Annotated in this window: 14 protein-coding genes; 4 read left to right on the top strand and 10 right to left on the bottom strand. The window is 73.4% G+C overall.

From position 1 onward, the window contains the following. Nucleotides 1–93: 93 nt before the first annotated feature. Complete coding sequence (locus EAD96_RS25475; RefSeq protein WP_121686048.1) at nucleotides 94–2,541, bottom strand: bifunctional diguanylate cyclase/phosphodiesterase; 2,448 nt, start codon at nucleotides 2,539–2,541, stop codon at nucleotides 94–96. A 110-nt stretch (nucleotides 2,542–2,651) separates the two neighbouring features. Between EAD96_RS25475 and ilvD the strand changes: the two genes are divergently transcribed. Continuing rightward, nucleotides 2,652–4,499, top strand: coding sequence for a dihydroxy-acid dehydratase (ilvD, locus tag EAD96_RS25470; RefSeq protein WP_121686047.1), 1,848 nt, complete (start codon nucleotides 2,652–2,654; stop codon nucleotides 4,497–4,499). A 61-nt stretch (nucleotides 4,500–4,560) separates the two neighbouring features. After that, a complete protein-coding gene (locus tag EAD96_RS25465; RefSeq protein WP_233586173.1) occupies nucleotides 4,561–5,283 on the top strand; it encodes a hypothetical protein in 723 nt (240 codons plus the stop codon). A 77-nt stretch (nucleotides 5,284–5,360) separates the two neighbouring features. On the opposite strand, the gene EAD96_RS31260 is transcribed toward EAD96_RS25465, so the two are convergent. Together EAD96_RS31260 and EAD96_RS25460 are read right to left on the bottom strand one after the other, a co-directional pair. Beyond that, nucleotides 5,361–5,534 (bottom strand): hypothetical protein, encoded by a 174-nt coding sequence (locus EAD96_RS31260; protein WP_199733298.1) that lies wholly within the window; start codon nucleotides 5,532–5,534, stop codon nucleotides 5,361–5,363. 45 nt (nucleotides 5,535–5,579) lie between these two features. Then, complete coding sequence (locus EAD96_RS25460; protein ID WP_121686046.1) at nucleotides 5,580–6,275, bottom strand: TetR/AcrR family transcriptional regulator C-terminal domain-containing protein; 696 nt, start codon at nucleotides 6,273–6,275, stop codon at nucleotides 5,580–5,582. Between the two features lie 83 nt (nucleotides 6,276–6,358). Here EAD96_RS25460 and EAD96_RS25455 point away from each other — a divergent pair, with 83 nt between their 5' ends. After that, nucleotides 6,359–7,042 (top strand): DUF4386 domain-containing protein, encoded by a 684-nt coding sequence (locus EAD96_RS25455; protein WP_121686045.1) that lies wholly within the window; start codon nucleotides 6,359–6,361, stop codon nucleotides 7,040–7,042. On the opposite strand, the gene EAD96_RS25450 is transcribed toward EAD96_RS25455, so the two are convergent. The 6 genes from EAD96_RS25450 to EAD96_RS25425 form a co-directional block, all read right to left on the bottom strand. After that, nucleotides 7,039–8,730 (bottom strand): SulP family inorganic anion transporter, encoded by a 1,692-nt coding sequence (locus tag EAD96_RS25450; RefSeq protein WP_121686044.1) that lies wholly within the window; start codon nucleotides 8,728–8,730, stop codon nucleotides 7,039–7,041. The two genes, EAD96_RS25455 and EAD96_RS25450, sit on opposite strands and share 4 nt — an antisense overlap. Beyond that, nucleotides 8,727–9,065 carry a helix-turn-helix transcriptional regulator gene (locus EAD96_RS25445; RefSeq protein WP_091419334.1) on the bottom strand — a complete coding sequence of 113 codons (339 nt, stop codon included), beginning with the start codon at nucleotides 9,063–9,065 and terminating at the stop codon, nucleotides 8,727–8,729. Before EAD96_RS25445 ends, EAD96_RS25450 begins: the two co-directional genes overlap by 4 nt. Before the next feature lie 77 nt (nucleotides 9,066–9,142). Further along, nucleotides 9,143–11,590, bottom strand: coding sequence for a glycoside hydrolase family 2 protein (locus EAD96_RS25440; RefSeq protein ID WP_121686043.1), 2,448 nt, complete (start codon nucleotides 11,588–11,590; stop codon nucleotides 9,143–9,145). Beyond that, nucleotides 11,587–12,447 (bottom strand): carbohydrate ABC transporter permease, encoded by an 861-nt coding sequence (locus EAD96_RS25435; RefSeq protein ID WP_120571307.1) that lies wholly within the window; start codon nucleotides 12,445–12,447, stop codon nucleotides 11,587–11,589. The genes EAD96_RS25440 and EAD96_RS25435 overlap by 4 nt, the downstream gene beginning before the upstream one ends. Then, on the bottom strand, nucleotides 12,444–13,445 hold the full coding sequence (locus EAD96_RS25430; protein WP_121686042.1) for a carbohydrate ABC transporter permease: 1,002 nt from the start codon (nucleotides 13,443–13,445) through the stop codon (nucleotides 12,444–12,446). The genes EAD96_RS25435 and EAD96_RS25430 overlap by 4 nt, the downstream gene beginning before the upstream one ends. Nucleotides 13,446–13,515: 70 nt before the next feature. Beyond that, nucleotides 13,516–14,799, bottom strand: a complete 1,284-nt coding sequence (locus EAD96_RS25425) for an ABC transporter substrate-binding protein (RefSeq protein ID WP_120571309.1) — start codon at nucleotides 14,797–14,799, stop codon at nucleotides 13,516–13,518. Nucleotides 14,800–15,148: 349 nt separating this feature from the next. Here EAD96_RS25425 and EAD96_RS25420 point away from each other — a divergent pair, with 349 nt between their 5' ends. Continuing rightward, the gene (locus tag EAD96_RS25420; RefSeq protein ID WP_120571310.1) at nucleotides 15,149–16,174 is read left to right on the top strand and encodes a LacI family DNA-binding transcriptional regulator; all 1,026 of its coding nucleotides are present in this window, start codon (nucleotides 15,149–15,151) and stop codon (nucleotides 16,172–16,174) included. Between the two features lie 11 nt (nucleotides 16,175–16,185). Here EAD96_RS25420 and EAD96_RS25415 read toward each other — a convergent pair whose 3' ends face one another. After that, the gene (locus EAD96_RS25415; RefSeq protein WP_121686041.1) at nucleotides 16,186–18,447 is read right to left on the bottom strand and encodes a GGDEF domain-containing protein; all 2,262 of its coding nucleotides are present in this window, start codon (nucleotides 18,445–18,447) and stop codon (nucleotides 16,186–16,188) included. Between the last annotated feature and the right edge of the window lie 61 nt (nucleotides 18,448–18,508).

Genomic DNA, 18,508 nt, shown 5'->3' with positions numbered 1-18,508 from the left:
AAGCCCACGTGCAGGATGCACGGGGCCAGCGCACTCTCGGTGGGAGAGTGCGCTCAGGTAAGTACTCGCGGCGACCGGTTCGACGACATGCGGCTAAGCCTGACGCATCTCACGCGATGAGTCAACTGATCCCACATTTTGGTTCACGGACGTGGGAGTGTCGGCCGCCGGCACCCCCTCCGCGCCCGCCGCCACCTGCGAAGATCCCCCCATCGGGGGACGCTGGGCGGGCACCGCGGCGGGCGGGTTGTTGCGCAGCCGCGGCAGCAGCGGCGACGGGGCGCGCGCCGGCGCGGGCGGCGGCACCGGCGGCATCGCGCTGTGCCGGTTGCCGGGGGCGGTGGCCGCCTCCAGCATCGCCTCCAGGTGCTCGGCCGGTACGCCCCAGCCGAACAGCGCGCCCTGGCCGAACCGGCAGCCGGCGGCCACCACGGCGGCCAGCTCGGTCGGGTTGGTGACGCCCTCGGCGATCACCTCCAGCCCGAGCTGGTGGCCCAGGCGCATGACGATGTCGACCATCGGGGCGAACGCCGGGCCGTCCCGCCCGACCGGCCGTACCGGCTCGTGCTCGGCGACCAGACTGTGGTCGATCTTGAGGATGTCGATCGGCAGCCGCCGGAGCTGGCCGAGCGACGAGTAACCGGCGCCGAAGTCGTCGAGCGCGATCCGGACTCCGGTCAGCCGCAGCGCGGTGAGCCGCCGGATCAGCTCGTCCAGGTCGGTGGCGACCGCGTGCTCGGTCACCTCCAGCACCAGCCGCTGCGGCGGCACGTGGTGCGCGCGCAACGCGTCGGCCACCTGGACCACGTACTCCGGGGCGTGCAGCTCACGCGGCGACACGTTCACCGACACCCAGACGTCGTGCCCGTCGGCCAGCCAGCGGGAGAGCTGGTAGCAGGCCTGGTGCAGCACCCACGCGCCGAGCTTGGCGATCATCCCGCACTCCTCGGCGAGCGGGATGAACTCGTCCGGCCGGACGTTGCCCAGCTCGGGGTGCCGCCAGCGCAGCAGCGCCTCCGCGCCGACCGGCCGCACCGAGGGCAGCGAGGCCACCGGCTGGAAGACCAGCCGCAGCTCGTCGCGCTCGATCGCGCCGCGCAGCTCGTGCTCCATCCGGGTCCGCCGGCTCAGCAACTGGTCGTACGTGGCGTCGTAGCGCTCGATCCGGTTCTTGCCCCGCTGCTTGGCGTAGCGCAGCGCCAGGTCGGCGTTGCGCAGCAGCAGCTCGACGTCCTGCTCACCGTGCCCGGCGGCCACTCCGATGCTCACCGACAGGAAGACCGGCCCGTCCCCCTGCTCGTACGGGCGGCCGAGCACCCCGAGCAGGCGGTCGGCGACCGGGCCGGGGTCGGCCGGCCCGTGCATCAGCACCGCGAACTCGTCGCCGCCGAGCCGGGCGGCCAGGTCACCCGGGCGCAGGTTGCCCCGCAGCCGCCGCCCCACCTCGATCAGCACCGCGTCGCCGACGTCGTGCCCGCGCATGTCGTTGACGTTCTTGAAGCCGTCGAGGTCGAGCCCGAGCAGCACGCACGGCACGCCGGCCTCGGCACTGCGGTGCAGGGCGCGCAGCAGCCCGCGCCGGTTCGCCAGCCCGGTCAGCGGGTCGGTGTGCGCCAGCTCGCGGAAGTGCGCCTCCCGCTCGGCGAGCCGGATCGCGTAGCCGCGCACGTCGTTGAGGGCGAGGTACTGCCGGGTCACCAGCGCGAACCCCTCGACGGTGCCGGCCACGATGGCGTACCCGTCGAATCCGCCGCCCTGCACCAGGTGGTACATCGCGGAGGCCGCCATGGCGAACATCGGCACGAAGGCGTACTCGCCGTCGCGGCGGATGAAGTCGACGTCGAGCTGCGTGAGGTCGGCCCGGCGCCCGGCCACGGCGGTGGCCAGCAGACCGGCGGCGGTCAGCACCGCGCCGGTGAGCACCATGCCCGGGCCGGCCTGGCAGAGCCCGGCGGACACGGCCAGCCCGCCGGCCGTCACCGCTATCGCGCCGGCGGCGAGCAGCGTCAGCCACCCGCGTGGCGGCGCGACCCGCAGCACGACGATCATCGTGAGCCCGGTGGTGAGCGCCGCGCTGACGGTGGCCAGCACGATCGGCAGGCAGGCGACCGGGGTGGCGTCGCCGAGCAGCCGGGTCGGCTCGCTGAACGCCACCCAGCCGACGAACCAGAGCGCGCTGCCCATGATCAGGCCGTCGAGCAGCAGCCGGGCGGTGGCGGCCCGGGTCGCGGCGGCGCCGGGCAGCCGCAGGACGGCGGCGCCGAGGCCGAGCGCCGCGAGCGTCGTACCGACGGAGACGAGGACCGCCCACCCGGTCCGCTGGCCCTGCCGGTGCGCCCAGTGGTCACCGGCGGCCAGCAGGCCGCCGAGACCGACCAGGAGGCTGAACAGGGCGGCCCCGGCGGCGACCGCGAGCAGCAGGTGGGCCGGCCGGCGGGAGCCGGTGCGGCGCCGCACCGACGCGGCGAGCAGCCCGGCGGCACCGGCCGCGACGATGCCGCTCAACACCGCGACGGTGACCATCCCCGGGGACGACTGCACGCGTCAACTCTGCCGGATGAGCGCCTCCCGTGGGGCACCGGGTGTGCAACTGTTGGGACACAGGGTGCGCGCCGCGGGATCGCCGAGCGGATGGTGTCAGACTGGTTGTCATGCCTGAGCTGCGGTCGAGGACCTCCACCCACGGTCGGACGATGGCCGGCGCCCGGGCCCTCTGGCGGGCCACCGGGATGACCGACGACGACTTCGGCAAGCCGATCGTCGCCATCGCGAACAGTTTCACCCAGTTCGTACCCGGTCACGTCCACCTCAAGGACCTCGGCGGCCTGGTCGCCGACGCGGTGGCCGAGGCCGGCGGCGTCGGCCGGGAGTTCAACACGATCGCCGTGGACGACGGCATCGCCATGGGCCACGGCGGCATGCTCTACTCCCTGCCCAGCCGGGAGCTGATCGCCGACGCGGTGGAGTACATGGTCAACGCGCACTGCGCGGACGCCCTGGTCTGCATCTCCAACTGCGACAAGATCACCCCGGGCATGCTGCTGGCCGCGCTGCGGCTCAACATCCCGACGGTCTTCGTCTCCGGCGGCCCGATGGAGGCCGGCAAGACGGTGGCGATCGAGGGCGTCGTGCACTCCAAGATCGACCTGATCGACGCCATGATCGCCTCCTCGAACGAGGCGGTCACCGACGACCAACTCGGCGAGATCGAGCGCTCCGCGTGCCCGACCTGCGGCTCCTGCTCCGGCATGTTCACCGCCAACTCGATGAACTGCCTCACCGAGGCCATCGGCCTGGCGCTGCCCGGCAACGGTTCGACGCTCGCCACCCACGCCGCGCGGCGGTCGCTGTTCGTCGAGGCCGGGCGCACCGTCGTGGAGATCGCCAAGCAGTGGTACGAGAACGACGACGCCTCGGTGCTGCCGCGCTCGATCGCCGGCCGGGAGGCGTTCGAGAACGCGATCGCCCTCGACGTGGCGATGGGCGGCTCCACGAACACCGTGCTGCACCTGCTCGCCGCCGCCCGCGAGGCGGAACTGGACTTCGGCGTCGCCGACATCGACGCCATCTCCCGCCGGGTGCCGTGCCTGGCCAAGGTCGCCCCGAACTCGCCGAACTACCACATGGAGGACGTGCACCGGGCCGGCGGCATCCCCGCCATCCTCGGCGAACTGGACCGCGCCGGGCTGCTGCACCGCGACGTGCGCGCGGTGCACTCCCCCAGCCTCGGCGAGTGGCTCGCCGACTGGGACGTCCGGGGCGGCTCGGCCACGCGAGAGGCGGTCGAGCTGTTCCACGCCGCGCCGGGCGGGGTGCGCACCACCGAGCCGTTCTCCACCACCAACCGCTGGTCGTCGCTGGACACCGACGCGGCCGGCGGCTGCATCCGCGACCGGGAGCACGCGTACAGCGCGGACGGCGGCCTGGCCATCCTGCACGGCAACCTCGCGCCGGCCGGCTGCGTGGTGAAGACCGCCGGTGTGCCCGAGGAGTGCCTGACGTTCCGCGGCCCGGCCAAGGTCTACGAGTCGCAGGACGACGCGGTGACCGCGATCCTCGCCAAGGAGATCGTCGCCGGGGACGTGGTGGTGATCCGGTACGAGGGCCCGAAGGGCGGCCCCGGCATGCAGGAGATGCTCTACCCCACCTCGTTCCTCAAGGGCCGTGGGCTGGGCCGTTCCTGCGCGCTGCTGACCGACGGCCGGTTCTCCGGCGGCACCTCCGGCCTGTCCATCGGGCACGTCTCCCCGGAGGCGGCCTCCGGCGGGCTGATCGCGCTGGTCCGTGACGGCGACGAGATCGTCATCGACATCCCGGGCCGGTCGATCGAACTGAACGTGCCCGCCGACGAGCTGGAGGCGCGCCGGGTGGCCGAGGAGAAGCGGGACCGCCCGTACACCCCGGTCGACCGGCAGCGTCCGGTGTCGGCGGCGCTTCGCGCGTACGCGTCGATGGCGACCTCGGCCAGCGACGGCGCCTACCGCCGCGTCCCCGAGTGAGCAGCGCGGGGCTCTGCGACAGGGCCCCGCGCGACGCCCGCCGCCGGTAGGGTCCGGCGGCGTGGAGACGACGGTGAGCTACGCGCGACTGGTCCGGCCGGCGATCGACCGGGTCTACGTGGGCGCCCGCTGGGGAGCCCGCGCCCGGATGGAGGCGTTCTACGCCGAGCGGGGCTGCACCCTCGGCGCGGAGAACAGCTTCTTCTCCGGTGTGCTGGCCCGGCCGATGCCCGCCGAGGCGCTGGCCGACGGCCTGGTCTACACCTCCGGGAGCATGGACGAGGAACTGGAGCAGGGCATCGTCGTCCGGGACGCCGAGGGCGCGTGGCACCTCACCGACCTCGGCCGCGAGCTGACGCTGTTCGCCCAGCGGGCCACCGGCGAGGCCGCCGAGGAACTGTGGACCATGCTGCCCGGGGTGCTGCCCGGTCTGAGCATCGTGCCCCGCCTCGCCGACCTGGTCGGCCGGGTGCTGACGCACGCGCAGGCCACCGGCGGGCCGGTGTTCCGGGCGATGTCCCCGCCGTACGAGCCGGAGGGCGCCTCCCCGGCGCTGCTGCTCGTCACCCGGCTGGGCTCGCTGCGCCACCACCGCGCGGACGCGCACCGGGCCGCGTGGCGGGCCGCCGGGCTGACCGCCGACGAGATCCGCGCGCTGCCGGACGGCCCGGAACGCGCGGCGATCGAGGCGGACACCGACCGCCGCGACGAACCGGCGTACGCGGTGCTCACCGAGGCCGAGCGGTGGGAACTGCTGGCCGGCCTCGCCGCCCTGCCCAACTAGCGCCCCGCGGCCTCCGCCGCCATCGGGTGGAACACCATGGGTGTCTCCGGGCCCGTTTGACACCCATGGCGTTCCCCTCACCGCTGGGTGGGATCCTCCTCGGCCGCTGCGGTGCCGTCGATCGGCAGGCCGAACTCCGCCGGTGAGTTCTCGTCGGTCCCGTCCAGGTCCGCGTGCGGATCCTCCGGGGCGACGTCGTCGGGGTCGGCGCCTCCGGCGTGCAGTTCGGACAGCTCAACCGGATCAGTCATGCCATCCTGGTACCCGCCGGGCGCCGCCCGAACCCGCCGGGGACGTCAGCGCGGCAGGTGTCGTTCCAGGCCGTCGAAGAGCAGGTCGAGGGTGAACTCGAACTCGGTCTGGCTGTCGCACCACCCGAGCGTCGGATCCGCCACGTCGTGCGTCTCGGCGGCGACCATCGCGGCCAGGTGCGGCAGCCGTTCGGCCAGCGCCACCATCTCGGCCTCCGCCGCGTCCGCCTCCCCGCCCGCGTCCGGGCGGAACACCTCCTGGGCGAAGCCGAGCGCCAGGCTGCCGAAGGCGTGCAGCGCCCGGTGGGCGATCCGGTACGAGAAGCCGCCGTCGACGAGTGTGGCGAGGATGCCGTCGTAGTAGGCGTACACCCCGGTGGGGACGGTCGGACGAGAGCTGAGCAGCGCGGGCGCCCATGGGTGCCGCAGCATGACGGCACGCGCGGCGAGGAAGCGCAGCCGCAGCCGGGTTCGCCAGTCGGCGCCGGGCGCGTCCGCCTCGGCCTGCTCGGCGGCTGAGGTGATCTCCGCGGCGACGGCGTCCACGAGGCCGTCGAGCAGTCGGGCCTTGCCGGGCAGGTGGTGGTAGAGCGACATGGCCTCGACGCCGAGTTCGGCGGCGAGCCGGCGCATCGTGAGCGCGGCCATCCCCTCGGCGTCGACCAGGGCGATCGCGCTGGCCAGGGCTCGCTCGCGGCTCAGCGGCTCCCGAGGCTTCCGCGCTCCCATCCGGCTTCCCATCTCCCCTTGACCTTACAACGTACGGTTGGCCTTACGACGTAAGGCAACCCGCCACGGCACGTCGACACCCCCGAGGAGCCGCCATGCACCAGCTGATCCGTACCGCCCGCGTGACCGGGCTGTTCTACCTCGGGCTCGCCGTCACCGGCGCGCTGGGGTTCCTCACCGTACGGCCGATGATCTTCGACGCCGACGACGCGGGCACGACGCTCGCCAACCTGGTGGCCCACGAGCCGCTGGCTCGCGCCGGCATCGCGCTCGAACTGCTGGTCGTCCTCACCCAGACGCTCACCGCCGTCTGGTTCTACCGGCTGTTCCGTACCGTCGACGGCACCGCCGCGGGCAGCATCGCCGCCTTCGGGCTGGTCAACGCCGTCGCGATCCTCGGCAGCGCCGCCGTCCTCGCGACGGCTCTGCAGGTCGCGACCGGCGGGCCGGGTGACGCCGGCACCGTCCAGTTGCTCTACCTCGTCAGCGGGAACCTGTGGGAGGTGGGCGGCCTCTTCTTCGGCCTCTGGCTGGTGCCGATGGGCTGGTGCGTACTCCGGTCGGGCTGGCTGCCCCGGCCGCTGGGCTGGGTCCTCGTCGCGGGCGGCGCCGGCTACGTGCTCATGACGTTCGTCGCGTACCTCGCCCCCGGCGCCGGCATCGTCGGGGACCTGCTGGTGGTCCCGGCCACCGTGGGCGAGGTGTGGATCCTCGGCTACCTGATCATCTTCGGCGTGCGGAAGCAGGAGGAGGTGGACGCCGAGGTGACGAAAGCCTAGGCCGGACTCGCGGCGAGGGCGACACCCCGGGCGTACCGGATGGCGGCCGGGGTGTCCGCGAACACCAGGCCCTCGCGGCGCAGCTCGTCGGCGACGCCGAGCGTGCTGAGCACCTGGTCGTGGCCCGGGGTGATGCCGGAGATCAGCACCGTGATCCCCCGGCCGCGCAGCCGGGCGACGGCGTCGCCGAGCACCTGGGCGCCCGTCGCGTCGATGGTGGAGACGCGGGACATCCGCAGGATCACCACCCGCACGTCGGCCACCTCGGCCAGCTCCAGCAGGAAGGTGTGCGCGGCGGCGAAGAACAGCGGACCGTCCAGCCGGTACGCGACGATGTGCTCGGCGAGCAGCGCGTGCTCCTCGTCGCTGTGCTCGCCGGTGTCCAGCGGCACCTGTTCCAGCTTGGCGCTGCGGGCCACCGCGCGCAGCGCCAGGACCACGGCGACGGCGAGCCCGACGACCACGGCGGTGACCAGGTCCCAGATCACCGTGACGGCGAACGTCAGCACCAGCACCACCGCGTCGGCCCGGGTGGCCCGCATCAGCGCCAGCAGGGAGGCCGCCTCCACCATCCGGACCGTGGTGGCGAGCAGCACCCCGGCCAGGGCGGCCAGCGGGATGCGGCCGACGAGCGGGGCGGCGGCGAGCACGATCGCGGCGAGGGCGACCGCGTGGGTGAGCGCGGCGAGTTTCGAGGACGCCCCGGCGCGGACGTTCACGGCGGTACGGGCGATGGCGGCGGTCGCCGGGATGCCGCCGAACACCGGGGAGGCGAGGTTGGCCAGGCCCTGGCCGAACAGTTCCCGGTCCGGGTCGTGCCGCTCGCCGACTGTCATGCCGTCCGCCACCGTCGCGGAGAGCAGGCTCTCCAGGGCGGCGAGCGCGGCCACCGCCAGGGCGCTCGGCAGCAGTACGCCCAACGCCCCGAGGTCCACGAAGTCGAGCGACGGCGCGGGCAGCCCTTGCGGCAGCTCACCGATCCGGGCCAGGTCGATCGGGGCCAGCTCGGCGAGGAGCGTCGCGGCGGCCACCCCGACCAGGGAGAACGGCACGGCGGGCCGCCACCGGCCGCCGAGCAGCATCAGCGCCGCCACACCGAGCGCCACGGCGATCGCCGCGGGCCGGGGCTGGGCGGCGAACCGGGCGACCGCGTCGGCGGCCACCGCCCACACCTTCTCGCCGTGCGCTCCGGCGACGCCGAGCGCGGCCGGTACCTGTTGCAGCGCGATGACCACGGCGATGCCGGCGGTGAAGCCCTCGATCACCGGGGCCGGCAGGTAGCGGACGTACCGGCCGAGGCGGGCCAGCGCGAGCGCGATCAGGATCAGCCCGGCCAGCGCGCCGACCATCAGCACGCCGCCGGCGCCGAACTGCTGCACCACCGGCACCAGCACGACTGTCATGGCCCCGGTGGGACCGGAGACCTGGAGGTTGGAGCCGCCGAAGACCGCCGCGACCGCTCCGGCGACGACGGCGGTGACCAGACCGGCCTGCGCGCCGAGCCCGGAGGTGACGCCGAAGGCCAGCGCCAGCGGCAGCGCCACCACGGCGACGGTGAGCCCGGCGAGCAGGTCGCGCCGGGGCGAGCGGCGCACTGCCGCCCAGTCGGCCCGGCCGGGCAGCAGCCCGCCGAACAGCCGGCCCGCCTGCCGTACGAGGTCACCGGCGCGAAGGGCCGCCCCGCTCACCGGTCCGTCCCGGAGGCCCGCAGCTCGTCCAGCAGGGCATCCCGGTCGGTGAGGACCGCGCCGAGGATGCGCCGCCCGGCGGCGAGCAGGTCGGCCACGTCGGGGGTGCTGAGCGCGTACATCACCAGCGGGCCGTCCCGGTAGGAGGTGACCATGCCGGCGCGACGCAGCACGGCGAGCTGCTGGGAGAGGTTCGACGCCTCCACGTCGATGGCGGCGAGCAGGTCGCGGACCGGCAACGGCCCGTCCTGGAGCAGTTCGAGCACCCGGATGCGGACCGGGTGCCCGAGGGTGCGGAACAGCTCCGCCTTGGCCTGGTACAGCGGCACCGACACGACTCACCCCTCCGACGACTCTGAAGACTTTAGCACTTGCAGAAATCTTCAAATCGACGGAGATGGGGCTGACCGCCTCAGGGCAGGTCGTTGACGCAGCGCAGCACCGGGCGGCGGGTGAGCGCGTCGGCGTCGAGCGGACCGGGCGCGCGCACGGTGAACGTCGCGCTCTCCCCCGGCAGCAGCGTCACCAGCGCCCGGTCCACCTGCGCGGCCGGATCGAGGCGGTCCGGGAACAGCGTCAGGTCGCGCAGCACCGTCCGGGCGGTCACCCGGACGCGCCGGCCGCCGTCGGCCGGCTCGACGGTCGCGTCCCACTGCGCCGCCGGCCACCGCACGTCGCGGTCCTCGGCGAAGAACCACAGCGCGCGCTCCGCGGCGTCCCCGACGTCCGCGACCAGCAGTTCGACGCGGCCGTCGTCCGGCCGCGCCAGCTCCGCCGGCAGCACCACCACGACCGAGGAGTACGCCGGGACGTCGAGGTCGACCGAGGTCTTCGCCCTCGGCTCCCCGGTGACTGTCAGCCGGGTGACGGTGGCCGGCCCGCTCCACGCCTGGGCGGTGTCGTTCACCGCCACCAGCGCCAGCCCGCCGTCACGCGGCTGCACGGTGAGCAGCCGGTCGGCGTAGGCGCGGCGCAGCGCGTACCACAGCGGTTTGCGGCGCCCGTCGCCGTCGATCGCCGACCAGGACGTGACCGGCCAGCAGTCGTTGAGTTGCCACACGACGGTGCCCGCGCAGACCGGACGGTACGAGCGGAAGTGCTCCACGCCGAACTGGATGGCGCGGGCCTGGTTGAGCTGGGTGAGGTAGTGCCAGTCGTCGAAGTCGGCGGGCGGCGGCAGGTGCGCGTCGAGCCCGCGCCGGAGCTTGCGGTCCCCGTCGGCCGCCTTCTGGTGGTGCGCCATGCCCGGCGAGTCGTGCGCCAGCGGTTCGTCGGAGAGGGCCCGGCGCAGCGTCGCGTACGCCGGCGGCGCCTGGTAGCCGAACTCGGCCACGAAGCGTGGCACGTAGTCCCGGTAGCGGGTGTAGTCGTCGGTGTTCCACACGTCCCAGATGTGCGTGGTGCCGTGCGCCGGGTCGTTGGGGTGGACGTCCTCGCTGCCGGACCAGGGGCTACCCGGCCAGTACGGGACCGTCGGGTCCAGTTCGCCGACGATCTCCGGCAGCAGCTCCAGGTAGTAGCCGCGTCCCCAGGTGCGCCCGGCCAGCGGTTCCTGCCAGTCCCAGTCGTGCCAGCCCCAGATGTTCTCGTTGTTGCCGGTCCAGAGCACCAGCGAGGGGTGCCCGGCGAGGCGCGTCACCTGCTCGCGCGCCTCCGCCTCGACCTCGGTGCGGAACGGCTCCTCCTCGGGGTACGCCGCGCAGGCGAACAGGAAGTCCTGCTGCACCAGCAGTCCCATCTCGTCGGCCAGGTCGTAGAAGTCGTCCGACTCGTACCGGCCGCCGCCCCAGACGCGCAGCAGGTTGACGTTCGCCCCGGCCGCCTGGGCGAACCGCTGCGCCAGGCGCTCCCGCGTGACCCGGTCGGGGAACGCGTCGTCGGGGATCCAGTTGACGCCTTTGACGAACACCAGCACGTCGTTGACGTGCAGCGCGAACGGGGTGCCGTGCGCGTCGGGCGTGGTGTCCAGCCGGACCGAACGGAACCCGATCCGGCGGGACGCGGCGTCCAGCTCCCGGCCACCGGCGCCGTGCAGGCTCACGTCGAGGTCGTACCGCGGCTGGTCGCCGTACCCGATCGGCCACCACAGCGCGGGGTCCGCGACGGTGAGCGTCACGACGGCGGTCCGCTCCCCCGCCGGTACGGCGACCTCGGCGGTGACCCCGGCGACGGCGGCGCGGACGGTCAGCGGCTCGTCGCCGGCCCGCTCGACCTCGGCGCGCAGCTCCACCCGGCCGGTGCCGTCGACCACCATGACCAGCGGCCGGACCGACGCGAGCCGGGCGGTCGACCAGGCGTGCAGCCCGATGTCCTGCCAGATGCCGGCGGTGACGAGCGTCGGTCCCCAGTCCCAGCCGAAGTTGCAGGCGGTCTTGCGGATGAAGTGGAACGGCTCCGGGTACGCGTTCGGCCGGTCACCGAGCCGGTCCCGGTGCGCCTCCGCGTACCGGTACGGGGAGTCGAAGCGTACGGCGAGGGTGTTGCCGTCCGGGCGCAGCAGCGCGCGGACGTCGAAGCGGTACGAGCGGTGCTGGTTCTCGGTGCGTCCGACCTCGACGCCGTTGAGCCTGACGGTGGCGACCGTGTCGAGTCCGGCGCAGACCAGGTCGATCCGGTCCTCGTCACCGGGTTGCCAGGCGAACGTGGTCTCGTAGACCCAGTCGGTGCGGCCGATCCAGGTGAGGCGGTTCTCGTTGTCGTCCAGGTACGGGTCGGGGATGAGGCCGGCCGCGAGCAGGTCGGTGTGCACGCAACCGGGGACCGTGGCCGGCACCGCCGCCCCGGCGATCTCCGGCGGCACCGCCGGGCCGGGCTCGGCCCGCAGCGTCCATCCCTCGTGCAGCAGCGTTCGACGGCTCACGACTTCACCGCGCCTTCCATGATTCCGCGGACGATCTGACGTCCACCGATGAACAGCATGACCAGCAGGGGGACGGTGGCGATGAACGCACCCGCGAGCACCCGCCGGTAGATCACGTAGTTGCCGCTGGCCAGGTCCGAGATCGCCACCATCGACGTCGGGTAGTCGGTGCCGCTGAGCGTGATCAGCGGCCACTGGAAGTCGTTCCAGGTGGCCACGAACGTGAGCAGGCCGAGCACCGCCAGGGCCGGACGGATCGCGGGGAGCACGATCGTCGCGTACACCCGCATGGTCGTGGCGCCGTCGACCCGGGCCGACTCGATCAGCTCGTCCGGGACGGTGTTCACGATGAACTGCCGCATGTAGAACACGCCGAACGCGGTGACCAGGCCGGGCGCGATGACCGCGAGCAGCGTGCCGTTCCAGCCGAGCTTGCCCATCACGATGTAGAGCGCCACGATGCCGAGCTGGTTGGGGACGGTGAGCGTGAGCACCACGAACAGCATCAGCACGCGGCTGCCGGTGAAGCGCAGCTTGGCGAAGGCGAACCCGGCCAGCGAGCAGAAGAACAGCACCGAGGCGGTCACCACGGCGGAGACGATGACGCTGTTGACCAGCGACGCGGCGAAGTAGACGTCCTGGAGGGAGAAGACCTCGTCGACGTTGGTGAGGAAGCGGTCGCCGGGGATCACCGCCGGGGGCAGCTTCGCCAGCGCCTCGTCGTCGCTGGTGGCGATGACGAACATCCAGTAGAGCGGGAACGCGGCGAACAGCATGCTCACCGCGAGGAGCAGGTAGGTCCAGAGCCCGGCCGGGGTGTCCTGTGGCGCCCGGGCCACCACGCGTCGCGTCGTCACCGGCGGCCTCCGGAGAGTCGGTTGGTCAGCAGGTAGTTGACGCCGGCCACGATCAGGATGATCAGGAACAGCGCCCAGGACATGGCGGCGGCGTACCCGAGGTTGAGGTCCTTCCAGCCGACCTTGTAGATGAGCTGGGCGATGGTCTGCCACTCGCCGTCCGGCCCGCCGGTCGCGGCCTGCGCGTTCGGGTCGAACAGCATCGGCTCGGTGAACAGCTGCAACCCGCCGATGGTGGACAGGATGACTGTGAACAGGACCACCGGCTGGATCATCGGCACGGTGATCCGCCAGAGCTGCTTCCACTGCCCGGCGCCGTCGATCGCCGCGGCCTCGTAGACGTCGCGCGGGATGGACTGCATGGCGGCCAGGTAGAGCAGCGCGTTGTAGCCGATCCACTTCCAGTTGACCATCGTGGCGATGGCGATCCAGGCGTGCAGCTTGTCCGCCCGCCAGTCGATCGGGTCGTCCGCGCCGCCGATGCCGAGCAGGCCCAGCGCCCAGTTCGCCATGCCGAAGTCGCGGGAGAAGAAGACGCTGAACACCATCGTCGAGGCCACGATCGGTGTCACGTACGGCAGCAGCACACCCACCCGCCACCACGTCTGCGCCCGCAGCCTGCGGTTGAGCAGCGACGCGACGAGCAGCGCGAGCAGCAGTTGCGGAACCGTGGAGAGCAGGAAGATGCCGAACGTGTTGGCCAGGGCGTTCCAGAAGTCCTCGTCGGCGACCAGGCGGCTGAAGTTCTCCACGCCCGCCCAGTACGGCAGCGTCGGGTCGTCGAGGCGGTAGTTGCGCAGCGACACGACCGCGTTGAACAGCAGCGGGAACAGCCCGAACACCACGAAGAGCAGGAAGAACGGCGCGATCATCAGGTACGGCATGTACCGCATGTCGAAGCGGTACAGCCGGTCGCGCCAGGTCATCCGCCGGTCACCGGCACTGCCCCGCTGCGGCGCGGGTGGGCGGCGGGGCGGTGCGGCACGGGTGCTGGACATCGGTTCACTCCAGGGCCGGGAGATCGGGACGGCGACGGGGCGGACCGGGCGCCCCGCCACCGTTGACACGTCAGGACTTGGCGGCCTTCTCGGCCTCCTTGACCGCCTCGGACCAGGCGGCGTCGGACTTGAGCGACTTGTTCTCCACCCGCCGGATCACGTTCTCCACCGCCACCCGGGTCGGGCCGTTCTTGCGGCCCAGGTACTGCGGGGTGAGGCCCTGCGCCATCTTCGGGAAGATCTGGCCGACCGGGGCGTCGTTGAAGAACGGGTTCTTGAAGTCGGCGATGGCCGGGTCGGCGTAGAGCGCCGGCTGTGACGGCAGGTTGCCGACCTTCTTGAAGATCTCGATCTGCTGCTCCGGCGCGACCAGCCAGGTCAGCAGCTTGTACGCCTCGTCGACGTTCTTGCCCTGCTTGGGCAGCGTCAGGAACGAGCCGCCCCAGTTGCCGCCGCCACCCGGTACCGCGGCGATGTCCCACTTGCCCTCGGTGCCGGGCGCGGTGTCCTTGATGTGGCCGAGCATCCAGGCCGGGCAGGCGAGCACCGCGAACGCGCCGCTGGTGAAGCCCTTGTCCCAGTCGGCCTGGAAGCTGACCAGGTTGGCCGACAGCCCGGCGCCGACGGCCTTGACCGTGTAGTCGAACGCGACCTTCGGGCCCTGCTCCATCCGTAGCTGGTCCTGTTCGTCGTAGAAGCCGACCGGCTGCTGGCCGAGGATCGGGTTGAACAGGTTGGTGCCGGCGTCGATGAACTTCTTCTTCGTCGTGGCGGTGTACTGCTGGCCGACCTCGATGAACCGGTCCCAGGTGGGCCAGAGCGCTGACACCTGGTCGCGTTCGGTGGGCAGGCCGGCGGCCTTGAACAGGTCGGTGCGGTAGCACATGGCCAGGCCGCCGACGTCGGTGCCGAGGCCGATCTGTGTCTTGCCGTCGGCCGACAGCGACTGCTTCCACTTCCAGGGCAGGTACTTGCTCTCGTACGAGCCGGCGCCCTTGTCGAGCAGGTTGACGAACTTGTCGGACTGGCTGCGGAACTGGACCATGAAGCCCTCGTCGATCGCCGCGATGTCCGGTGCCCCGTTGCCCGCGACCAGCTTCTTCTGCAGGTCCTCGTGCTGGGCGTTGTACTCACCGGAGTTGAGCTGGATCTTGACGTTCGGGTGCTCGGCCTCGTACTTGGCCTTGAGGTCCTGGAGCCCGAAGTCGCCCCAGAAGTTGATTTTCAGCGTGACCTGACCACCGGCCGAGTCCGAGCCGCCGGTGGTGCTCCTGCCGCTGCAGGCGGCGACCATGACCAGGCTGACGGCACCGACGGCGGCCACGCGCGCCAGGTGCGTCCAGGACCGTCTCATCTCATCCTCCGCGCCTAATGGGAACGCTCCCGAATATCGAGAGACGTTGACTGAACCGGATAAGTGACGCCACCGTACGATCCCCATTCATGACTGTCAACGGTCGGTTACCGATGCACCCGCCCGGTAACCTCCCCGCCGCTCACGACCGAGATCCGGGGCGCTGGTGACGCTCGTCGGCGAGCCGGGGATCTAAGCTGAACCGCACAAGCGCCTTCGGCCGACCGCGGTCGATCGGCACAGCCGGCTGCACCCGGGACCGGCGACGCGTGCAGTAGCGTCACCAGACGCCGGTGATCCGGCGACCGGAAGCGCCCGCGAGGGCCGGACACAGTGGAGGAACGCTCCGGTGAAGCGGCCGACCATCGCCGACGTCGCCCGGCGCGCCGGGGTCTCCAAGGGCGCGGTGTCGTACGCGCTCAACGGGCAGCCCGGCGTCTCCGAGGCGACCCGCCGGCGCATCCTCGCCATCGCGGCCGAGATCGGGTTCCGTCCGAGCAGCGCCGCCCGCGCGCTGTCCGGCGCCACCGCCAAGGCGGTCGGGCTGGCGCTGTGCCGCCCCGCCCGGATACTCGGCATCGAGCCGTTCTTCATGGAGCTGATCAGCGGCGTCGAGGCCGAGCTGTCGGCCCGCTCGTACGCGCTGACGCTCCAGGTGGTCAGCGACCAGGAGGCCGAGATCGCGGTCTACCGCCGGTGGTGGGCCGAACGCCGGGTCGACGGCGTGCTCGTGTGCGACCTGCGCACCGACGACCGGCGCGTGCCGGCGCTGGAGGAACTGCAACTGCCGGCCGTGGTGATCGGCGGCCCCGGGCACACCGGCGGCCTGGCGAGCGTCTGGTCCGACGACGCGGCGGCCCTGGTCGAGACGGTGGAGTACCTGGTCGCGCTCGGCCACCGGCGCATCGCCCGGGTCGGCGGGCTGCCCTCGCTGCTGCACACCGAGATCCGCACCGAGGCGTTCACCGGCGTGTGCGCGCGGCTCGGGCTGGACGAGGCGGCGACCGTCTGGTCCGACTACACCGGCGAGGAGGGCGCGCGGGCCACCCGCCGGCTGCTCAGCTCCGCCGGGCGCCCGACCGCGGTGATCTACGACAACGACGTGATGGCGATCGCCGGGCTCTCGGTGGCCCAGGAGATGGGCCTGACCGTGCCCGGCGACCTGTCCATCGTGGCCTGGGACGACTCACCGCTCTGCCGGCTGGTACACCCGCCGCTGACCGCGCTGGGCCGGGACATCCCGGCGTACGGCGCGCACGCCGCCCGGCAGCTCCTGGCCGTGATCGCCGGCGAACCGGCCGCCGTCGTGCAGGACGAGACGGCGCACCTGACGCCGCGCGGCAGCACCGCCCCACCTCGTACGACGGCTCGCTGAACCGGTTCAGCTCACCGGGCGGTGGACGGGTACTCCTCGAACCACGCCTCGACCCGCTCGGCGGTCGCCGGGCGGGCCAGCGCGAAGCCCTGGCCGTACCGGCATCCGGCCCGCCGCGCGCCCGCCACCTGTCCCTCCGACTCCAGCTCCTCGACCACCAGCTCCACGCCGAGGCGGTCGGCCAGGTTCGCCACCACGTCGATCAGCGGACGCTGACCGTCCCCGCCCGGGCCGACCAGGTGCGGCCCCACCTTGAGCAGGTCGATCGGCAGCCGGCGGAGCTGCGCGAGCGAGGCGTGCTCGGCCCGGAAGTCGTCGAGCGCGATCCGCACGCCGATCGACCGCAGCCCGGCCAGCCGCGCCACCACTGTGGACAGCTCCCCGCCCACCACCGGCTCGGCCACCTCCACCACCAGCCGTTCCGGCACCACGTCGTACGCGGCCAGCGCGGTGGCGGTACGCGCCACGAAGTCCGGCGCGGCCAGCTCGCGCGGCGTCACGTTGACCGCCATCCACAGCTCACGGCCGCCCTCCGACCACGCGGCGAGCTGCCGGCAGGCCCGGTCCAGCACCCACCGCCCGATCTCACCGGTCAGGTCGAGGTCGGCCGCCACCGGCAGCAGCTCGGCCGGGAGCACGGTGCCCAGCGCCGGGCTGCGCCAGCGCAGCAGCGCCTCCGTACCCACCGGCATCCGGTCGGCGAGCGCCACCACCGGCTGGTAGACCAGGTCCAGCTCACCGCGCGCCACCGCGCCGGGCAGCTCCCGTTCCAGATCCAGCCGGCGGACCAGCTGCTCCTCCAGGTAGGCGTCGTACCACTCGACCCGGTCCCGGCCGAGCTGCACCGCCCGGCGGCGGGCCAGGTCCGCCTGCCGCAGCACGTCCTCCGGATCGCCGCCGCCGGTCTCGGCCAGCCCGACGCTCACCCCCAGCCGGGCGACGCCGCCGGGCCGGGGGTACGGCGCGGCCAGCGCCGCCAGCAGCCGCAGGCCGAGCGCGTACGCGAGCACCGGCCCCGCGTCGGTGAGGACGGCGTACTCCGTGTCGCCGAGCCGGGCCACCAGATCGTGCGTCCCGGAGCCCGCCCGCAGCCGGCGCGCGGCCTCGGTGAGCACCGGTCCCTCCGGCACCGCGCCACCCACCCCGTGCAGGTCGACGACGAGCAGCGCGCCGCCACTGCGTTCCGCCATCGCCCGGACCAGCTCCGCGCGCGTCAGCGGCACGGGCTCGGCGGCCCGGGCGTCCGGTCCGAGGCGGCGCCGCAGCCACGCCTCGCGGGCCGCGAGCCGCTGCACCCGGCGGCGCTGGTCGGCGGCGGCGAGCAGCTCACCCATCATGATCGGCGGAATGACGGCCAGGCCCAGCGCCATCGCGGCGGTGCTGAACTCCCCCGCCGTACCCAGGTGGATCCCGGCGGCCAGCGCGGCGATCCCGGCCGGCGCGGTGAGGCGGGGCCAGGCGGCCGGCGCCACGTCCCGGCCCGGTCGTTCACCGCCCGAGGTACGCCGGGCCCCGGCGGCGGTGAGCAGCGCCCCGGCCACCAGCGGCGCCGCGACGAGCGGCAGCGCCCGGTCCGGCGCGCCGTAGGCCAGCAGCACCACGAGCAGCGTCAGCCCGCCGAGCGTCAGCGCCGCCCCGGCGTGGCAGCGAGCGGCGCCCGGCCGGCGGCGACGTTCGGCGACGGCCGCCACCGCGAGCACGGCGAGCACCACCGCACCACCAGCCGCGACGACCCCGGCGACGGCCGGGACCGGGCCGCCCGGCAGCAGCATCCAGCCCGCGAAGACCAGGCTGACGCCGAGCGCGAGCACGTCGACAGTCCGGCGCACCAGCTCCGGGCCGGACAGCCGCGAGCGGCCGGGCAGGCGCAGCAGGGCCGTCACGTGCAGCGCCCCGGTGAGGCACAGCCCGGCCAGCGCGACCGGCAGCCGGTGGGCGGCGTCGCTCAGCGGCAGCACCGCGACGGTGAGCCCGGCGACCAGGACGGCGCTGTCGAGGATGGCGGCGACCCGGCGGGACAGGGCAGCGCGTCGCGCCCGCCGCCCGGTCGTCGTTGCGCCGTGCGCCAGGGCGGTGTCAGTCGTCTCGCCGGCGTGGCACCGGAACGTGACCGCCTGCTGCGGTCCGGACTGCTGCGGTCCGGGTCCGGCCAGCCAGGCGAGCCGGACGCAGGCCAGGGCGAAGCCGCCGGCGACGGCGAGTGCGGCCGCGGCGGGGCCGGGCAGGACACCGGCGACACCGGCGAGGAGGAAGGCCGCGCCGGCGAGCGACACGACGACATCGGGCAGGACTGATCGCCGGCGGGGAGCGGCGGGAGGGGGGACGGGCACGGCG

The sequence above is a fragment of the Micromonospora sp. BL1 genome (genome assembly GCF_003667485.1).
Lineage (GTDB): Bacteria > Actinomycetota > Actinomycetes > Mycobacteriales > Micromonosporaceae > Micromonospora > Micromonospora tulbaghiae.
Note: the sequence above shows the minus strand (reverse complement) of the source record. Positions and strands in the feature narration are given on the sequence as shown.